General features: G+C 38.4%; 7 protein-coding genes. All 7 read left to right on the forward strand.

What is annotated here, in order from left to right:
* Positions 1-31: 31 nt before the first annotated feature.
* Positions 32-6586 carry a type I polyketide synthase gene (locus D5R40_RS33990; protein ID WP_124155952.1) on the forward strand — a complete coding sequence of 2185 codons (6555 nt, stop codon included), beginning with the start codon at positions 32-34 and terminating at the stop codon, positions 6584-6586.
* Complete coding sequence (locus D5R40_RS33995) at positions 6583-11328, forward strand: non-ribosomal peptide synthetase (protein ID WP_124155953.1); 4746 nt, start codon at positions 6583-6585, stop codon at positions 11326-11328. Before D5R40_RS33990 ends, D5R40_RS33995 begins: the two co-directional genes overlap by 4 nt.
* 84 nt (positions 11329-11412) lie before the next feature.
* Positions 11413-15138, forward strand: a complete 3726-nt coding sequence (locus D5R40_RS34000; RefSeq protein WP_124155954.1) for a type I polyketide synthase — start codon at positions 11413-11415, stop codon at positions 15136-15138.
* A 110-nt stretch (positions 15139-15248) separates the two neighbouring features.
* Positions 15249-15488 (forward strand): acyl carrier protein, encoded by a 240-nt coding sequence (locus tag D5R40_RS34005; protein ID WP_124155955.1) that lies wholly within the window; start codon positions 15249-15251, stop codon positions 15486-15488.
* Positions 15489-15529: 41 nt separating this feature from the next.
* Positions 15530-16753, forward strand: a complete 1224-nt coding sequence (locus D5R40_RS34010) for a beta-ketoacyl synthase N-terminal-like domain-containing protein (protein ID WP_124155956.1) — start codon at positions 15530-15532, stop codon at positions 16751-16753.
* Positions 16754-16757: 4 nt separating this feature from the next.
* Positions 16758-18017, forward strand: a complete 1260-nt coding sequence (locus tag D5R40_RS34015) for a hydroxymethylglutaryl-CoA synthase family protein (RefSeq protein WP_124155957.1) — start codon at positions 16758-16760, stop codon at positions 18015-18017.
* A 164-nt stretch (positions 18018-18181) separates the two neighbouring features.
* Positions 18182-19624, forward strand: coding sequence for a phosphopantetheine-binding protein (locus D5R40_RS34020; protein ID WP_124155958.1), 1443 nt, complete (start codon positions 18182-18184; stop codon positions 19622-19624).
* The last annotated feature ends 58 nt before the right edge of the window (positions 19625-19682 follow it).

Below are 19682 nucleotides of genomic sequence, written 5' to 3' on the forward strand. Positions count from 1 at the left end.
GTCAAAAAAATTAGGTTAAGGCTAAAAGTTTATGGAACCGAGTACCAAAAAAGAGCAACTATCATTATCCAAACAAATGTTTTTAGCTTTAAAACAAGCAGAAACTAAGTTGGAGATGATGGAGCGCTCCAGAAGTGAAGCGATCGCCATTATTGGCATAGGGTGTCGATTTCCTGGAAATGCCAACACACCAGAAAGTTTCTGGGAATTGTTATCTAATGGTAAAGACTCTGTTAGAGAGATTCCACTAGAACGTTGGGATATAGATTCTTACTACGACCCAAACCCTGATACTCCAGGGAAAATGTATATCCGTCACGCAGCATTAGTAGAGCAGGTAGATCGGTTCGATCCGCAATTTTTTGGTATCTCCGGCAAAGAAGCACATAGCCTTGACCCACAGCAACGTTTTATTTTAGAAGTAACTTGGGAAGCTTTAGAAAGATCTGGTATTGATCCCCAGCAATTAGAAAACACTCAGACAGGAGTATTTCTAGGTATCGGTCAAAATGATTATGCTAATTTGGGTTTCAGTCAAGTCGAAAATATTAGCCCTTATGATGCTACAGGAAATGGGTTTTGTTTTGCAGCAGGTAGGTTATCTTACTTTTTAGGATTGCAAGGCCCATCAATAGCAATAGATACAGCTTGTTCATCATCTTTAGTAGCTATACATGAAGCTTGTCAGAGTCTACGTCAGGGTGAGTCCAATTTGGCTTTAGCAGGAGGAGTCCAACTAATTCTCTCTCCTCAAGTAACAACTGCACTATCAAAATTAAAGGCTTTATCACCCGATGGCAAGTGTAAAACTTTTGATGCGGCTGCAGATGGTTATGGTAGGGGAGAAGGATGTGGCATTGTCGTACTTAAGCGTTTGTCGGATGCAGTCAAAGATGGGGACAATATCCAGGCAGTAATTCGTGGTTCAGCAGTTAACCATGATGGACCGAGTAGCGGACTGACAGTACCGAATAAACTAGCTCAGGAAAAACTAATTCAACAAGCTCTCAAAGCAGCAAAAGTAGAACCAGGTCAAGTGAGTTATGTGGAAGCTCATGGTACTGGAACTTCCCTCGGAGATCCGATGGAAGTGAGAGCTTTAACTAGCGTATTTGAGCAAGGACGGGATGGGGAAAATCCATTGCACATCGCTTCAGTTAAAACTAATATTGGTCATTTAGAAGCAGCAGCAGGAATTGCAGGTGTTATTAAGGTGGTTTTGCAACTGCAAAATCAAAAAATTGCTCCTCATTTACATTTTGTGAATCCTAGTCCATATATTGATTGGGAAAATACACCTGTCAAAGTACCTACTGAACTTACACCCTGGCAATCGTCGGGAGATAAAAGAATTGCCGGAGTCAGCTCTTTTGCTATTAGTGGTACTAATGCTCATATTGTCTTAGAAGAAGCACCAAGAGAAGGCAACAGGCAACAGGCAACAGGCAACAGTGAAGATTACTTAGAACGTTCAGTTCATCTATTGACTCTCTCAGCTAAAACAGAAAAATCTCTAGAAGATTTAGTAAGTAGTTATCAAAATTATTTAGAATTTTATCCTGATTTGGCAATAGCAGATGTATGTTATACAGCTAATACAGGCAGAGCGCATTTTAATTATCGAATAGCAATTATTACCTCTGAGCAAAAGGAATTAATAGAAAAACTGCTTGACTGGAAAACGAAGAAAGAAGTAGTAGGAGTATATTCTGGACAACCAGATGGTAGTAGTCAAAGCCCAAAAATAGCTTTCCTATTCACGGGTCAAGGTTCCCAGTATGTAAATATGGGAAGGCAACTATATGAAACTCAGCCAACTTTCCGTCAAGCTTTAGACCTATGCGACCAAATTTTACAAGCTTATCTGGAAGTACCTTTATTAGAAGTTATCTACACTAAAGATGCACAAAAGTCAAGTGTATTAGACCAAACAGCTTATACCCAACCTGCTTTATTTTCAATAGAATACGCCCTAGCTAAGTTATGGGAATCTTGGGGGATTAAACCTAATGTGGCGCTAGGCCACAGTGTGGGAGAATATGTAGCCGCAACAGTAGCAGGAGTATTCAGTTTAGAAGATGGTCTGAAATTAATCGCCATGCGGGGCAAGTTGATGCAGCAGTTACCCTCCGGTGGTGAAATGGTATCTTTGTTAGCATCAGAATCTCAAGTAATAGAAGCTATAGGCGAGTATAGTTCTAAAGTGGCAATAGCAGCAATTAATGGACCGAAAAGTATAGTAATTTCTGGTGAAAGGGAAGCGATAACAGCCATTTGTAGTAAATTAAAATCTCAAAGAGTAAAATCCAAAAAATTACAGGTATCCCATGCTTTTCATTCCCCATTAATGGAGCCAATGTTGGCGGAGTTTGCAGCAGTAGCTCAGGAAGTAACTTATAGTCAACCTCGAATATCACTCATTTCTAATGTAACGGGAGAAAAAATAGGTGCAGAAATTGCTACTCCTGAATATTGGGTGGGTCATGTCCGAGAACCAGTAAGATTTGCTCAGAGTATGAAAACCCTAAATGAGCAAGGATATCAATTATTCCTGGAAATTGGACCGAAGCCAATATTACTGGGAATGGGAAGTCGATGTGTACCAGAAGAGAGTAGTGGTATGTGGTTACCATCCCTACGTCCCGGGGGAAATGATTGGCAACAGATACTCTCAAGTTTAGGACAGTTATATCTACAGGGTGTTAAAGTAGATTGGTCAGGTTTTGACCGAGATTATGTTCGTCAAAAAGTAATCTTGCCAACTTATCCATTTCAGCGGGAAAAATATTGGGTTGAAACTGCCAACTATCAAACCAGCTCTGCAACTAAACTTCATCCTCTGATTAATAGAAAGTTTCAATCTCCATTATCAAAAGATATCTTCTTTGAATCAGAATTTAGCACCAACGCTCTACCATTTTTAGCCGATCACCGAATCTATGAAAAAGTTGTAGTCCCTGGTGCCAGTCACATTTCTCTATTGTTAGCAAGTGCATCCTTAACATATTCTGCCACTGGATGTCAACTGGAAGATATACTGTTTCCCCAAGCTTTAGCCATTCCCGAACAAGGAATGCGTAATGTTCAGGTAGCTCTCACTCCACAGGATAGCTTATATTCATTTCAAGTAATTAGTTTTGACAGTTCCGATAATAATTATTGGGCAGTCCATGCTACAGGAAAGATTTATCCGACTAATGCTTCGCAAACCCATTCTCTAGAAACCATCGCAGAAATTCAATCTCGTTGTAGTCAAAAAATAGAAAGCACAGAAATTTACCAGAGTCTATGGGATAGACAAGTTCAATTACGGCAGAGTTTTAGATGGATACACCAAGTATGGTTAGGAGAAGGAGAAATTCTCTGTCAAATGAAAGTACCTGAGACAATCTTAGATGCTCTGAAGTACCAAATACATCCAGCCTTAATTGACTCATGTTTCCAGTCAGTAGCTGCACTGAATCTCAGTCTTTCTGGAGACCAAAGTGAAACTTTTGTGCCCTTCAGTATTGAGAAGTTTACTTTTTATCAACGCCCTGAGAATGGTTTGCTTTGGTGTTATACCCGTGGATTGAAAGAAGGGGGATCAGAGGAAAAACTGCTGAAAGCGGAAATACAACTATTTGACCAAACTGGAAAGTTAGTAGCTGAAGTAAATGGTTTTGAGGGTAGGAAAGCGAATCCCAAAGCATTACTAATGACTCTAGATGCAGATTTAAGTGATTGGTATTATGAAATAAATTGGGAACCTCAGCCTTTAACAGAAACTGCAAAATCAAGTGAAAATTCTGGTAAATGGTTAATATTTGCCCTTACTGATGAATTGGTAGAGTCTATCGGGCAAGATTTACAACAAAGAGGACAAAACTATATTAGGGTATCCCCTGGTTCCGAGTATCAGCAATTAAATGCTCAACATTATCAAATTAATCCCACTGTTGCCGAAGAATTCTCCAAACTTATCCAAGATAATTCAGATATTCAGGGGATTTTGCACTTATGGAGTCTAAATCAAACTGAAGATTTACAAACAGCTCAAGAACTTGGTTGTGCCACAACGTTACATTTACTGCAAGCCTTAGTTCAGGCTGGATTAAGTAATGCAATACCAATGTGGTTAGTGACTCAAGGGACTCAGAATATATTCGATGCAGCAGAAGTGGTGCAACCCCAACAAGGAAGTTTATGGGGATTAGGGCGTGTTATTAGTCTAGAACATCCAGAATTAAAGTGTGGACGAATAGACTTAGACTCCACATCGAATTTTGCGGAAACGATCCCAATTTTAGTAGATGAACTATTTTATCAAGATAATGAAGACCAAATAGCAATTCGTCAGGGAGTTCGTTATGTAGCAAGATTAGTACGGCAACAAAAGCAGAAAATTAGCTCAGAGGAAGAATTAGGATTAGAAAATCAACCAGTAGAATTGAAGTTGTCTGAATACGGACTGATAGACAAACTCAACTGGCAAGTAATGGAACGCCGTTCTCCACAAGAGAATGAAGTAGAAATTCAAGTCAAAGCAGCAGGTTTAAACTTCCGAGATGTACTCAACTCTTTGGGATTACTGAAAGAGTATTATGCTGAGGTATTAGGTATTACTGATGTATCTCAACTCAATTTTGGGTTGGAATGTGTAGGCGTTATTGCATCTGTGGGAGAAAATGTTTCTCAGTGGCAGGTGGGAGATGAAGTTATGGCTATAGTTCATAATGGATTTAGTAGTTTTGTTACTACCAGTGCCGCTCTAATTATGGCTAAACCGAAAAATATGAGTTTTACGGAAGCAGCAACTTTACCATTGACTTTTGCTACAGCTTACTATGGACTGCAAAATTTAGCGAAAATTCAGCCAGGAGATAAGGTATTAATTCATGCTGCTGCTGGTGGTGTAGGGCAAGCAGCAGTTCAAATTGCACTGGGTGTAGGAGCAGAAGTATTCGCGACAGCAAGTCCTCCAAAGTGGGAATTTCTCAAGTCTATGGGGATAAAGCACATAATGAATTCCCGTACTTTAGATTTTGCGGATGAAATTATGACTATTACTCAAGGACAAGGTGTAGATATAGTCTTAAATAGTTTGAATGGAGATTTCATTGATAAGAGTTTTGTGGTTTTAGGGAAAAAAGGGCGATTTGTAGAAATTGGCAAAATCGGAATTTGGGATAAACAAAAGGTGATGGAGAAACGCCCAGATGCTGAATACTTGCCTTTTGATATTGGACTGATGATCCAACAACAATCAGGTTTAATGGCAGAATTTTCAGAGGAATTAAATCAGCAGTGTCAGTCAGGAAAACTCAAAGCATTATCTTATAAAGTATTCCCGAATACAGAAGTGAAAGCAGCTTTCCGATATATGCAGCAAGGTAAGCATATAGGAAAAGTGGTAGTTTCTCTGCCAGAAACAGGAGATGAGCAAAAATCTATAAAATCTGAAGCCAGTTATTTGATTACAGGAGGTTTGGGAGCTTTAGGGTTAGAAGTAGCCCAATGGATGGTGAAAGAAGGAGCGAAAAATATAGTATTAACTGGGCGTCGGAACCCGAATGAAAAGGCGCAAAAAGTTATAGAAGAATTAGAAGCAGCAGGTGCATCAGTCAGTGTTTTGTTAGGGGATATTTCAACTAAAGAGTCTCTGATGAAAATCTTAGAAGAAATATCTACATCCTTACCTCCACTGAAAGGAATAATTCATGCTGCCGGGGTTTTGGATGACGGAGTATTGCAAAAAATGACCTGGGAGAAATTTACAAAAGTAATGGCTCCCAAGGTTTCCGGAACTTGGTATTTACATAAACTGACTCAGGATTTACCCTTAGATTTCTTTGTCTGCTTCTCCTCCATGGCTTCAATGTTGGGGAATTTTGGCCAAGGAAACTATGCTGCGGCCAATGGCTTTATGGATGCGATCGCTCACTATCGTCGAGGCCAAGGATTACCAGGATTAAGTATTAACTGGGGAGCATGGGCGACAGCAGGAATGGCTGCTCGTTTGGCCAAGGAACATCAAAACCGAATGCAGAGTAGTGGAGTAATGGCCATCGAAGCCGAACCAGGAATGCAAGCATTAGGTTCATTGTTATCAGGGTATCAAAGCCAAGTAGGGGTGTTCCCTGTTAATTGGTCTGAATTTTTTAGGCAGATGCCTGGATTAGCAAAACTCCGATATTTAGAAGCTTTTACCACAAAATCGGTAGAGCAGAATCAGGACAATCGGATTTTAGAGCAGCTAAATGCAGCTTCAGATGGGGAACAAGAACAGCTATTGACTTCTTATCTCCAAAGCAAAATTGCTCACATTATGGGTATGACAGTTTCTCAAATAGAGTTAGAAAAATCTCTAACTATGATGGGACTTGACTCATTGATGGCTGTGGAATTACGAAATCAGATTCAAACTGAGTTAGGGGCGGATATTCCAGCTACCAGATTTATGGAAGGAATAACTATTCAGCTTCTAGCAACTGAAGTTAAGCAACAACTGATGATTCAAACAGATGAAAATCAAACCCTTGAATCAGAAGATCGAGAGCAACTTGATGGAGATAAAGATAATAATTGGATAGAGGTGGAACTATGAATTTAGTTGAATTTTTACAAGATATCTCTCTCAAAGGGGTAAAGTTATGGTGTGATGGAGAAAAATTGCGTACTGGAGGTGCCAAAGAGGTATTAACTCCTGATGTTATTTCTCAACTGAAGCAATACAAAACTCAAATTTTACAATTATTGCAGGAACAGCCAGATATCCTGCAAGTATACCCTCTATCCTATGGCCAAAAAGGTCTCAGATTTTTATGGGAACTAGCTCCACAAAGCTATACTTACAATTTGTCATTTGCCGTTCGGATTTACTCTCAGGTAGAACTGCCTATTTTACAGCAAACTTTTGAAGTGTTACAGAATCGCCATCCAATGCTGCGCAGCACTTTCCCAAAATTGGGTCAAGAAATGGTTAGACAAATACATCAAAATCAACCATTGGACTTCCTGGAGATTGATGCTTCGAGTTGGAATGAGGATGAGTTGTACAAAAATGTGCTGGAAACTCATCGTCTACCTTTCGCCCTGGAAAGCAAGCCAGTCATGCGAATTAGATGGTTTGCCAATCCAGAAAAAGACCATATCCTATTGTTAACAATACATCATATCGCTTGGGATGGTTGGTCTATGAGTTCTATTGTTAAGGAAATACCAGAAATTTACGAAGCTCAAAAAGCTGGTGTTGACATATCTCTGCCTCAAATAGGTTATTACCAAGATTATGTTAGTTGGCAAAGGAATATATTAATAGGAACTGAAGGAGAGCGTCTCTGGAGTTATTGGCAACAAAAGTTGGCAGGAGATTTGCCAGTCTTGAATTTACTTACAGATAAACCACGCCCACCAATACAAACTTATAACGGTGCTGCTTACCCTTTAAAATTACCTAAAGAACTAACTGAGCAACTCAAAGCATTAGCTCAGGAAGCAGGGGCGACTCTTTACATGGTTCTCTTGGCAGCTTTTCAAATACTTCTATCTCGTTACACCAGTCAAGAAGATATTTTAGTCGGTTCTCCTACTTTTGGTAGGTCTAAACCAGAGTTTGTCCCCATTGTTGGTTACTTTGTCGATCAAGTTGTGATGAGGGGAAATCTTTCCGGAAATCCTGGTTTTAAAGACTTTTTGTCTCAGGTTCGTCAAACTGTTATTGAGGCATTAGCTCATCAAGATTATCCCTTTTCTTTGTTAGTACAGCGATTACAGCTAGAGCAAGATTCCAGTCGTTCCCCTCTATTTCAGGCTTACTTTATCTTCCAAAATTTCCAAGGTGCTCAAAATGTGCAAAAGCTGTTATCAAGCCCGAAAAAAACTGTAGTAAATTGGGGAAAATGGGAAGTAGAACCTTTTGCATTAGCTCAGTATGAAAGTCTGTTCGATTTGACATTAGAAATAATGGAAGAAGACTCATCTATACTGGGATTCCTCAAATACAATACAGATATATTTGAAGAGCAGACTATTGCCAGGATGGCTAGTCATTATCAGACTTTGTTAACAGGAATTGTGAATAATCCCCAGGAAAATGTGGGTCAACTGCCTTTATTAGGGGATGTAGAACAGCAGCAGTTACTAGGGGAATGGAATAACACTGCTACGGAATATCCAGAAGATAAATGTATGCATCAATTGTTTGAAGAAAAAGTCAAACAAAGTCCAGATGCCGTAGCATTGATTTTTGGCGATCAACGATTGACTTATAAAGAGTTGAACGAACGAGCAAATCAATTAGCACACTATCTACAAACTTTGGAAGTCAAAGCAGAAGTGCTAGTAGGTTTATGTATTGATCGTTCAATCGAAATGTTAGTTGGACTTTTGGGGATACTGAAAGCTGGAGGAGGTTATGTCCCCATCGATCCTAGTTATCCCCAACAACGGTTGGCTTATATGTTAGAAGATTCTGCTGTGCCGGTATTACTAACAACAGAATCATTATTAGAAATAATACCAGAACATCAGGCTAAAACCGTATGCTTGGATAGGGATTGGCAAGCGATCGCTTCACATTCTCAGGAAAATCTTGAGAGGGTAATTGCTCCAGAGAATCGAGCTTATGTAATTTATACTTCTGGGTCTACAGGTAAACCCAAAGGAGTTGAAATCAACCATTATTCTCTAGTCAATTTCCTAGTATCCATGAATAGTTATCTAGAATTGACTAACTTGGATACTTTTAATGCCATTACTACCATCTCCTTTGATATTGCAGCATTAGAACTTTATCTACCACTAATAGTAGGAGCATCAGTAGCATTAGTTCCTCGTGAAATAGCCATAGATGGCAACAGACTGTTACCCCAGTTATTAGAATCTGGAGCCACAGTCATGCAGGCAACCCCTGCTACTTGGAAAATGTTGTTAACTGCAGGCTTATCAAATCATAAATTAGACGTGAAATTATTGTCTGGAGGTGAAGCTTTACCTGCTGAATTAGCTCATCAACTACTGGAGATAGGCAAGGAACTATGGAATGTTTATGGCCCGACAGAAGCTACAATTTGGTCAACAATTTACAAGGTAGGCGATCGGCTAAAATCAACAAAAAATAGTCATGTAATTACACCAATTGGTCGTCCCATTGCCAATACCGACATTTATATATTAGATAGCTACCTGCAACAAGTCCCCATTGGGATACCTGGAGAACTACACATTGGTGGAACTGGTTTAGCCCGTGGGTATCTCAACAGACCAGAATTAACCCAAGAGAGATTTATCCCCAACCCTTTTGGGAATTTACAAGCCCAGAATCAAAAGTCAAGAATATATAAAACAGGGGATTTAGCTAGATATTTACCTGACGGCAATATTGAGTACCTGGGTAGAATTGATAACCAAGTCAAGATTCGGGGTTTCCGTATTGAACTGGGAGAAATTGAATCAACACTGACTAAGCACCCAGAAGTACAAGAAGCAGTAGTCATTACTCATCCAGATCGCTTGATTGACAAACCACTCATAGCATACATCGTTCCTAACTTCCGAGGTGAAGACCCACATTCTCGTGAATCTATAAATAAAGCACAGAGCGAGCGACTATTATTGTGGCAGCAACTCAGGAATAAGATATATGAACAAACTATAGTTGATGGAGGTGCAAATTTCAATCCTCTTATTTGGAGAGATAGCTATACGGGCGAGCCATTTCCGGAAGAAGATATGTCTCAATGGTTAGATTACACAATTGAACGAATTATCAGTGGTAAACCCGAGCGTGTGTTGGAAATTGGTTGTGGTACTGGGATGTTGCTATTCAAGATTGCTCCCCACACTTCTAAATATTATGGTATAGATATTTCCGACAAAGCTATTTCCTATATTGAGGAACAATTAAAAACCCTAGAGGGAGATTGGTCTCATGTACAAGTCTACAACCAACCTGCCAATGATCTTAAAGCCTTAGAGAAAGAATCTTTCGATGCTGTAATTCTGAACTCAGTTATCCAGTATTTTCCTAGTATTGAATATTTAGTAGGGGTATTGGAAAATGCAGTCAAATTAGTGGCACAGGGTGGCACGATCTTTATCGGAGATGTGCGGAGTCTACGACTACTAGAAACATTCCATACCGATCTATTATTGAGCCAAGCTACGGACGAGGAAAAAGTAGAAGATTTATGGCAGCGGGTACAAAAAAAATTAAAACAAGAAGAGGAACTGGTAATTGATCCAGAGTTTTTCCAAGCGCTACAGCAGTATTTACCCCAAATTAGTCAAGTAGAGATTCAGCTCAAACGTAGTCGTGCTGATAATGAGATTACCAAGTTCCGGTATGACGTGATTCTTCATATAGAAAAAGAAGTTTTGTCCCCTAGTTGCAGCCCTCAATTTTTGAACTGGCAACAGGAGGAATTGACATTATCATCTGTCCAGCAAATTTTGGCACAAAAACAGCCAGAGATGCTCATAATTAAAGATGTTCCCAATGCACGCCTCCAAACCCAAGTAAAACTCAATCAACTCTTGACAAGAAAAAATGAATTTGTTAAGGTTGAGGAATTACGCAAAGCTTTACCAAAAAACACCCCAGAAAAAGGGATAGAACCTGAAGATTTTTGGAATTTGGATGATGAGTTGGCTTATAAAAGCTACATTACTTGGTCAGCTCTCAATTCCGATTGCTACGATGTTGTCTTTTGGCAAAAATCATCTGCACCAATAAATAATGGATTACCCCTACTACCAACAGAAAATAGGGAGCAAAAACCTTGGACTGTTTACAGCAATAATCCTTTACAGAGTAAATTATCTCAGCAGCTAGTTCCTAAACTACGCACTTTTATGGAACAGGTACTACCTCAGTATATGGTTCCATCAACTTTTGTGTTGTTAGACTCCCTACCATTAACACCCAACGGTAAAGTAGACCGGAAAAAGTTGCCCAACCCCGACATTAATCGTTCTCATACTGAATATGTCGTACCTAAATCTGAAACAGAACAACAGATTGCTAAGGTTTGGCAAGAAGTGCTGAAACTAGAAAAAGTAGGCATTCACGATAATTTTTTTGAAGTAGGCGGAAACTCTTTACTCTTGATACAGGTAAGTGGTAAACTTAAAGAAATATTTAAAATAGAGCTGCAAGTAGTAGAACTTTTAAAATATCCAACTATTTATTATTTGAGTCAGCATATAAAAGGTGAAAGTATTAGTAAAACTGATAGCGAGGAAGCACGAAATATTCGTGATACTAACTTAAAAGAAGGTAAAAGCATGATGAAACAAAGACTTGCACGGAGACAAAAACATCGTTCTCGCTATCAATTCAAAGATTAATTATGCTGATTTATTATTTCATTTTATTTAATTAATTCTCGAACAAAATAGCTAGTTAATTAATGTATTAAAAAATATAAAAAAATGAATCCACAAGATGAAGAAAATTTAATAGACGATTTAGGGATAGCAGTTATTGGTATGTCTGGTCGTTTTCCACAATCTGAAGACACCGATAAATTTTGGCAAAATCTTCAGGATGGCGTTGAATGTATCTCTTTTTTTTCAGAGGAAGAATTACTAGAATCTGGTGTAAAAGCAGAATTACTAAATAATCCTAACTATGTAAAAGCCCGTGCTATGATGTCGGACATTGATATGTTCGATGCAAGTTTCTTTAGTTATAGTCGCAAGGAAGCTGAATGTATAGATCCACAACAACGTTTGTTTCTTGAATGTGCTTGGGAAGCTATAGAAAAAGGTGGTTACGATCCAGATACCTATGAAGGTTTAATAGGAGTTTATGCTGGAAGTGGCATGAACCACTACTTATTGAAGAATCTTTATCCAAGTCTTGATTACGATAATCAATTGAACTCTTATCAATTAATGATTAATAGTGATAAAGACTTCTTGGCAACTCGTGTCGCTTACAAGTTAAATTTAAGAGGACCAGCAGTCAACGTTCAAACTGCTTGTTCAACCTCATTGGTTGCTGTCCATACAGCTTGTCAAAGTTTACTCAATGGTGAATGCGATCTAGCTCTGGCAGGTGGAGTCTCTATCCAACTTCCCCAAAAATCTGGGCACTTATATCGAGAGGGGATGATTTTCTCTCCTGATGGCCACTGTCGAACTTTTGATGCTCAAGCCAAGGGGACAATAACAGGTGATGGTGTGGGGGTCGTACTTCTCAAGCGCCTCAATAACGCGATCGCGGATGGTGATTCTATCCAGGCCATAATCAAGGGATCGGCAATTAATAATGATGGTTCCTTGAAAGTCGGCTACACTGCACCTAGCATAGAAGGTCAAGCAGCAGTTATTGCCGAAGCTCATGCTGTTGCAGGAATAGATCCAGAGACAATTTCATATATAGAGGCTCATGGCACAGGGACAGAGTTGGGAGACCCGGTGGAAATTGCAGCTCTGACTCAAGCTTTTAAGTATAGCACAGAAAAGAAAGGTTTCTGTGCCATTGGTTCCCTAAAAAGTAATATGGGTCATTTAGATGCAGCGGCAGGAGTAGCAGGACTGATAAAAACTGTTTTAGCTCTCAAACATAAATTAATACCACCAACCCTACATTTTGAAGAACCTAACCCTCAAATAGATTTTGTTAATAGTCCTTTATATGTTAATGCCACTCTTTCCGAATGGAAGACTAATGGAACTCCTCGTAGAGCGGGGGTTAGTTCCTTTGGTATTGGAGGCACAAACGCTCATATAATCTTGGAAGAAGCTCCAGAACAAATTAAACAAGAAAATTCTCCAGAGCGTCCAACTAATCTATTAACTCTCTCAGCAAAAACTTCAGAAGCACTGACACAACTGGTAGCAAATTATCAAAATTATATAGAAACTAATCAGGAATTAGAAATTGCAGACATTTGCTACACTGCAAACACAGGACGTAAACATTTCAAGCATCGTCTAGCTACTATTGTAGAAAACCAGCAACAGCTACTAGAAAAACTCAAATCCTACCAACTACAAGAACCAGTAACACAACTATATTCTGGAGAGTCGCCAAATAAGATCGTAAAAACAGCATTCCTATTTACAGGTCAAGGTTCCCAGTATGTAGATATGGGAAGGCAACTGTATGAACAAGCACCCACTTTCCGTCAAGCTTTAGACGAATGTGACCAAATTTTACAACCCTATCTGGAAGTACCTCTATTAGAAATCATATATCCTAAAGATGCACAAAAGTCAACTTCCGATTTATTAGATCAAACAGCTTATACCCAACCTGCCCTATTTGCCCTGGAATATGCTCTATTCAAATTATGGTCTTCATGGGGAGTCAGACCAGATGTAGTGATGGGACACAGTGTAGGAGAATATGTAGCAGCAACAGTAGCAGGAGTATTTAGTTTAGAAGATGGTCTGAAACTAATAGCCATGCGAGGAAAGTTGATGCAAAAGTTACCCTCCGGAGGTGAGATGGTATCAGTAATGGCATCAGAATCTCAAGTAACAGAAGCCATAAAAGAATATAGTTCCCAAGTAACAATAGCAGCAGTTAACGGACCAGAAAGTATAGTAATTTCAGGTGAGAGTGCAGCCATAGCCAAGATTTGTAGTGAATTTGAATCTGTAGGAGTCAAGACCAAAAAACTACAAGTATCTCATGCTTTCCATTCCCCATTGATGGAACCAATGTTAACAGAATTTGGAAGAGTAGCCAAAGAAATCACCTATACCCGACCCAAAATACAACTAATATCAAACGTTACGGGAGAAGAAGTAGATGATGGTATTGCTTCAGCAGAATATTGGGTAAATCATGTACGTCAACCAGTAAAGTTTGTCCAAGGGATGGAAACTTTGCACAAACAAGGTGCTGAAATCTTCCTAGAAATAGGACCAAAACCGATACTGTTAGGTATGGGTCGTGAGTGTCTCATGGGAGAAAAAAAAGTATGGTTGTCCAGTTTACGTTCGGGGAAACCAGACTGGTTACAAATGCTGCAAAGTTTAGGGGAATTGTATGTCCGGGCAATAAAAATTGATTGGTTAGGATTCGATCAGGATTATTCCCGTAATAAGGTAGAGTTACCTACATATCCTTGGCAACGAAAAAGCTATTGGATAAAAGATACTCGTCAACAGACAACTCAAGACAAAAAGAGCATAACATCTGTAGAAAAAGTCAAACTTGATGGAGCAAATATCCAGTCACAGGAAGTACAAAGGGACACAGACCAGATAATATTACAGCAGCCAAAACTAAGGTTATCAGCTCCAGAATCACTAGATGTAGAAAATACTGCGCCAGTTATAGAAGCCAACACGAAAATGAAATTGGCTCAGTTGCCAGTTCAAGGACAACCTGCTGCTGGTGTTGAAGAAAATATAACCAAATTGAGTAGCTTTAATATAGATTTGACTCAAATTAAAGAAACCCTCAAAAAAAGTCTAGCAGAGGCATTGTATACAGATATCAGTGAAATAGAAGAAGACAAAAAGTTTGTAGATTTAGGTTTAGATTCTATTGTTGGAGTAGAATGGATAACTGAAATCAATAAAACTTACAACTTAAATATAAAGGCCACTAAACTATACGACTATCCTACCTTATTAGATTTCGCAAAGTATATCGCTGATACCCTATTAACTCAAGGTAAAAATCTTGATGGGTCGCGATCGCCATCTGCCCAAACTGGAACAACTATCAGTAACCAATCTCTAAAATTAACTGACTCCCAGAACAATTTCTTACAAATCAAAGAAACTTTGAAGCAACAATTAGCGGAAGCCTTGTATGCGGATATCAGTGAAATAGAAGAAGACAAAAAGTTTGTGGATTTAGGTTTAGATTCTATTGTTGGAGTAGAATGGATAACTGAAATCAATAAAACTTACAACTTAAATATAAAAGCTACTAAACTATACGACTACCCTACCTTATTGGATTTCGCCAAACATATTACCCAGGAAATTTATTCTACAGGAGGAAGTAAATTCCCCACAGAGCATAAAGAATCTATTCAAAAAGATTATTTACCTGGAAATTCACAAGCACAAATCAAAGAAAAATTACGCTCAATATTGAGTAGAGTAGCTAATGGAGAATTAACAGTCCAGGAAGGAAATAAAATGATTCAACAAGTCAAGAATCAACAGGACTTACGCAAAATATGAAAATATACGCCACTTGTAGGGATTTAATGCCGTTAACTCCTACTAGATATGGTGACTATGACTAAGTCCTGATCGAGTAAAAATTATGATTTTTCAGGAGAATGAATATTATGAACAAAGAACAAATATTTAATATAATCAAAAAACATACTTGTGAAATAGCACCAGAATTAGAAAGAGTACCTCTATCACCAACTGATAGTCTAAAAAATTTAGGCATTGATTCAGTAAGTAGGGCAGAAATTATAATGATGGTCATGGAAGACTTATCCTTAAATATTCCACGCATAGAATTAGCAGGAGCCAACAATCTAGGAGAACTGGCCGATATATTTGCCAGCAAATTATAAGCAGTGAATCATGGGAATTAACAAAACTAGAGGGCTTATCAATGAGCAACATAGAGATAACAGGTATGGGCATTGTTACTTCCATTGGTCAAGGAATTGCTACTTTTAAAGAAGCTCTGTTATCAGGGAAAACTCAATTTGCTTATTTAAAACAGCCTGGACGTGAAAGCGTCAAACCATTTATTGGTGGCGAAATTCCCGATATTGAAACCAGAACCCTATTTCCTGAGTATAGTGGACTTTTGCGCGCTGCTACTAAGAGCGCCCAAGTAGCAACAGTAGCCGTCGCTGAAGCCTGGCAAGATGCTCAACTCACCTCCAGCCAAGTTAACCCAGAACGAGTAGGATTAGTTGTAGGTGGTTCAAACTTACAACAACGTTATCAGCAAGAAATCTGGCAACGTTATAATTCACGTCAGGAGTTTATACGACCAACTTATGGACTGACGTTTTGGGATACAGATATATTGGGTCTGATTTCCCAGTGTTTTCAGATTCAAGGCGAGGGATATAGTGTAGGAGGAGCTTCCGCTAGTGGAGGAGTTGCTATAATTCATGCTGCCCGTCAAATTTTAATGGGGAATAGTGATATTTGCATTGCCTTGGGAACTTTATCCGATCTATCAGGGTATGAATTACAAGCACTGATGAATTTAGGAGCAATGGGAAGCGAACGTTTCGCCGATCGCCCAGACCTTGCTTGTAGGCCATTTGACCAAGACCATGATGGCTTTATTTATGGAGAAGGTTGTGGAGTAGTTATTTTAGAAAGCACTGACCACGCTCGACAACGGGGCGCTAAATCCCATGGTCAACTTAAGGGTTGGGGATTTGCTTTAGATGGGAACCGTAGTCCTGAACCTTCCCAAAAAGGTGAAGAGCGGGCTATAAATACTGCTTTAGCCATGGCAGACCTTCAACCAGAGAGTATTGATTATGTGAATACCCACGGTACTGGTTCTCCCCTTGGTGACAAAACAGAAGTGGGAGCTTTAAAATCTGCGGGACTTCAGCATTGCCTACTCAACTCAACAAAATCTTTAACTGGACACTGTCTAACTGCTGCTGGTGTAGTGGAAGCGATCGCCACTATATTACAAATGAAATTTGGTTTTTGTCATCCTACCAAAAATTTAGTCAATCCCATTGATACCAGTTTAAATTGGGTGAAAGAAACTTCTGTTCAAGCTGAGATTAAATATGCGATCAGCAACAGCTTTGGTTTTGGGGGAATTAATACAGCTTTATTAATAGCACAGGAGTAGATTTATGCCAAAAGTTGGAATTGAAGCACTAAATGTATATGGGGGTTCAGCTAAAATAGATGTGCGAATGTTGGGGCAAGCACGTCAGTTAGACATGACTCGCTTCGATAATCTGATGATGAAAGAGAAAGCAGTTGCGATGCCTTTTGAAGACCCAGTTTCTTATGCTATTAATGCAGCCAAACCTATTATTGATGGCCTCAGCAATCTGGAAAAGCAACAAATTAAAATGGTGATAACTTGTACTGAATCTGGCATTGATTTTGGCAAGTCTATCAGCACTTATATTCAGGATTATTTGGGGCTAAGTCGTAACTGCCGAATGTTTGAAATTAAGCAAGCTTGCTATGCATCTACAGCAGGTTTACAGATGGCATTAAACTTAATTTTGTCCCAAACATCTCCAGGGGCTAAAGCTTTAGTTATAGGAACTGATATATCCCGTTTTATTGTTACAGAGGAAGGAGAGGCTATCAACCAAGATTGGTATTTTGCAGAATCAAGTAGTGGTGCGGGAGCAGTAGCTATGTTAGTCAGTGATGTTCCTAAAATTTTCCAAGCTGATGTAGGATGTAATGGTTACTATGGCTATGAAGTCATGGACACTTGTAGACCCAACCCAGATTCAGAAGCGGGAGATGCAGATTTATCATTGCTATCTTACCTAGATTGTTGTGAAAATGCCTACCAGCATTATCAAGAACAGGTAGAAGGGGTAGATTATCAAGAAACTTTTGATTACTTGAGCTTTCATACTCCCTTTGGAGGTATGGTTAAAGGCGCTCACAGAAGTATGATGCGTAAGTTCAAAAGAGCAAAACCTGCCGATATAGAAGAGGACTTTCAGAAACGGGTAATGCCAGGATTAGTCTACTGCCAACAGGTAGGGAATATCATGGGAGCGACGGTGTTTTTATCCTTAGCTAGCATGATTGACAATGCAGATTTTAGCAAACCCCGACGAATAGGTATATTCTCTTATGGTTCCGGTTGTTGTTCGGAATTTTATAGTGGAGTTGCCTTTCCACAAGGAAAAGAAATTCAAGATCAACAAAATATTGGATATCACTTAGCCAGTCGCTATTCCTTAAATATGGAAGAATATGAGCAGTTACTGAATTATAGTTCGAGAGTTGCCTTTGGCACTAGAAATGTAACTTTAGATTACGAACTATTCCCTGGTGTGTGGAAACAAATTGAAGGTAAAGGTCGCTTAGTGCTGAAAAGAATCAAGGAATTTCACCGAGAATATGAATGGGTATAGTTTCAATAATTAACAATTAATAATTACCTCTTTTTATAAAGAAGAGGATTGGGTAAAAGTGAATTTTTGATTTGTTTTCCATGAATGGAGAGGGTTTATACCTTTAAAATAACTCAACAAATCAAAAAAAAAAGTTAAATTCAAATACAAAGGAGATAAAACTCATGAGACAAGAAAATTTAGGACAATTAAAAGAAGAGTATCAAAAAAAAGGATACTGTCAAATCAGAGAATTCTTTAATGCTTCCGAAATTAAAAAACTTGAAGAAACATTAGAAACTGCCAAGGAAAAAAGTGAAGTTTCTAAAGAAAAAGTAACATTAAAGATAGGTAAATATGAGAATATTGATACAAAAGACCATGCTTATGATTTAATCAAATATGACTTTGTGTCTTCATTAATAAAAAGTAAGTTGCCTTTTTTGAATGAACTCACGGGCAAAAAAATAATGATCATGCACAATGCCTTTTTTTCTGTTGAACCTAATCAGAAAGGATTAGGATGGCACGTCGGAGTTGGTTCATTTTCATTTACAAAAATGGATGACTTTGGTGCATCAATATGGATTCCTTTAGATGAAATAACTAAAGAATATCGAGGCGGAATGCAATATGTTCCTCTAGATGCTTTTCCGGGGAAATTTCTTTACACTATTCATGATTTACATTTAAGAAATAATATCAAGTGGGATGAATCAAAAGGGGATTTGAATGAATATGTAGCTGGTGCCAATACTATTATGAATAAAATCACAGAAGATGTAATAGATTATACGATTGAAGATGATTATGAAGAAGACCAGTATAAAGTTGGCGATGTACTTTTCTTTAACAAATATGTATTACATCGTTCAGTCCCTTTAAACCCTGGCTTACATAAAATCCGACGTGCTTTTGTGATTCGACTTGTAGATTATGATACTCGGGTAGATGAGGAACGTTTGGGCTTGTTTTCAACATATACTCAATTGCATTCTAGATTCTATAAAACACTACCTCGTTACAATAAAGATAGTGTTTTGGTTATGGTTTCCCGTTCAATTAAGCAGGGGTTAAAATCTCCCTATTTACGAGATATACCTTACGTTCAAAAAACATTATCAGAAAGAATTGCAGATGAATCTGAAAATATTTTGGAAGGTGAAAATACTTTAAGAGCAGATAACTTTGATGTTAATTTGGCTGAACTTAAAGCTAGTCTAAAAGAAAGTTTAGCAGAAGCTTTGTATGCAGATATTAGTGAAATAGAAGAAGACCAAAAATTTGTTGATTTAGGGTTAGATTCTATAGTCGGAGTTGAATGGATAGCAAGCATAAATGCAACTTATAATTTAAACATGAAAGCTACCAAATTATATGATTATCCGACTTTATTAGATTTAGTCCAATATATTAGTAGTGAAATAAAGCCTTCTCAAAATGGCAATAAATTGTCTCAGGGCAATCAAATTACTTCAAAAGAAGCTCCAATAAATCAAGACTTACCTGCACAATCGCAGGAAGACGTAAGACAAAAAATACGCTCAATCCTGAGTCAAGTAGCAAGTAAAAATTTAACTGCTCAAGAGGCAAATCAAATAATTGCCAAAATCAAACAAGGAAAATAACCTAATCCTTTAGTCCCCACAAAAATCAATGAATTTCATCGATAATATAAATTTATAG

The organism is Okeania hirsuta (genome assembly GCF_003838195.1).
GTDB lineage: Bacteria > Cyanobacteriota > Cyanobacteriia > Cyanobacteriales > Microcoleaceae > Okeania > Okeania hirsuta.

What these genes read in the sequence shown, in the direction of transcription:
- D5R40_RS34000 (WP_124155954.1), top strand. Translation starts at nt 11,413, where the DNA reads ATGAATCCACAAGATGAAGAAAATTTAATAGACGATTTAGGGATAGCA.
- D5R40_RS33995 (WP_124155953.1), top strand. Translation starts at nt 6,583, where the DNA reads ATGAATTTAGTTGAATTTTTACAAGATATCTCTCTCAAAGGGGTAAAG.
- D5R40_RS34010 (WP_124155956.1), top strand. Translation starts at nt 15,530, where the DNA reads ATGAGCAACATAGAGATAACAGGTATGGGCATTGTTACTTCCATTGGT.
- D5R40_RS34020 (WP_124155958.1), top strand. Translation starts at nt 18,182, where the DNA reads ATGAGACAAGAAAATTTAGGACAATTAAAAGAAGAGTATCAAAAAAAA.
- D5R40_RS34015 (WP_124155957.1), top strand. Translation starts at nt 16,758, where the DNA reads ATGCCAAAAGTTGGAATTGAAGCACTAAATGTATATGGGGGTTCAGCT.
- D5R40_RS34005 (WP_124155955.1), top strand. Translation starts at nt 15,249, where the DNA reads ATGAACAAAGAACAAATATTTAATATAATCAAAAAACATACTTGTGAA.
- D5R40_RS33990 (WP_124155952.1), top strand. Translation starts at nt 32, where the DNA reads ATGGAACCGAGTACCAAAAAAGAGCAACTATCATTATCCAAACAAATG.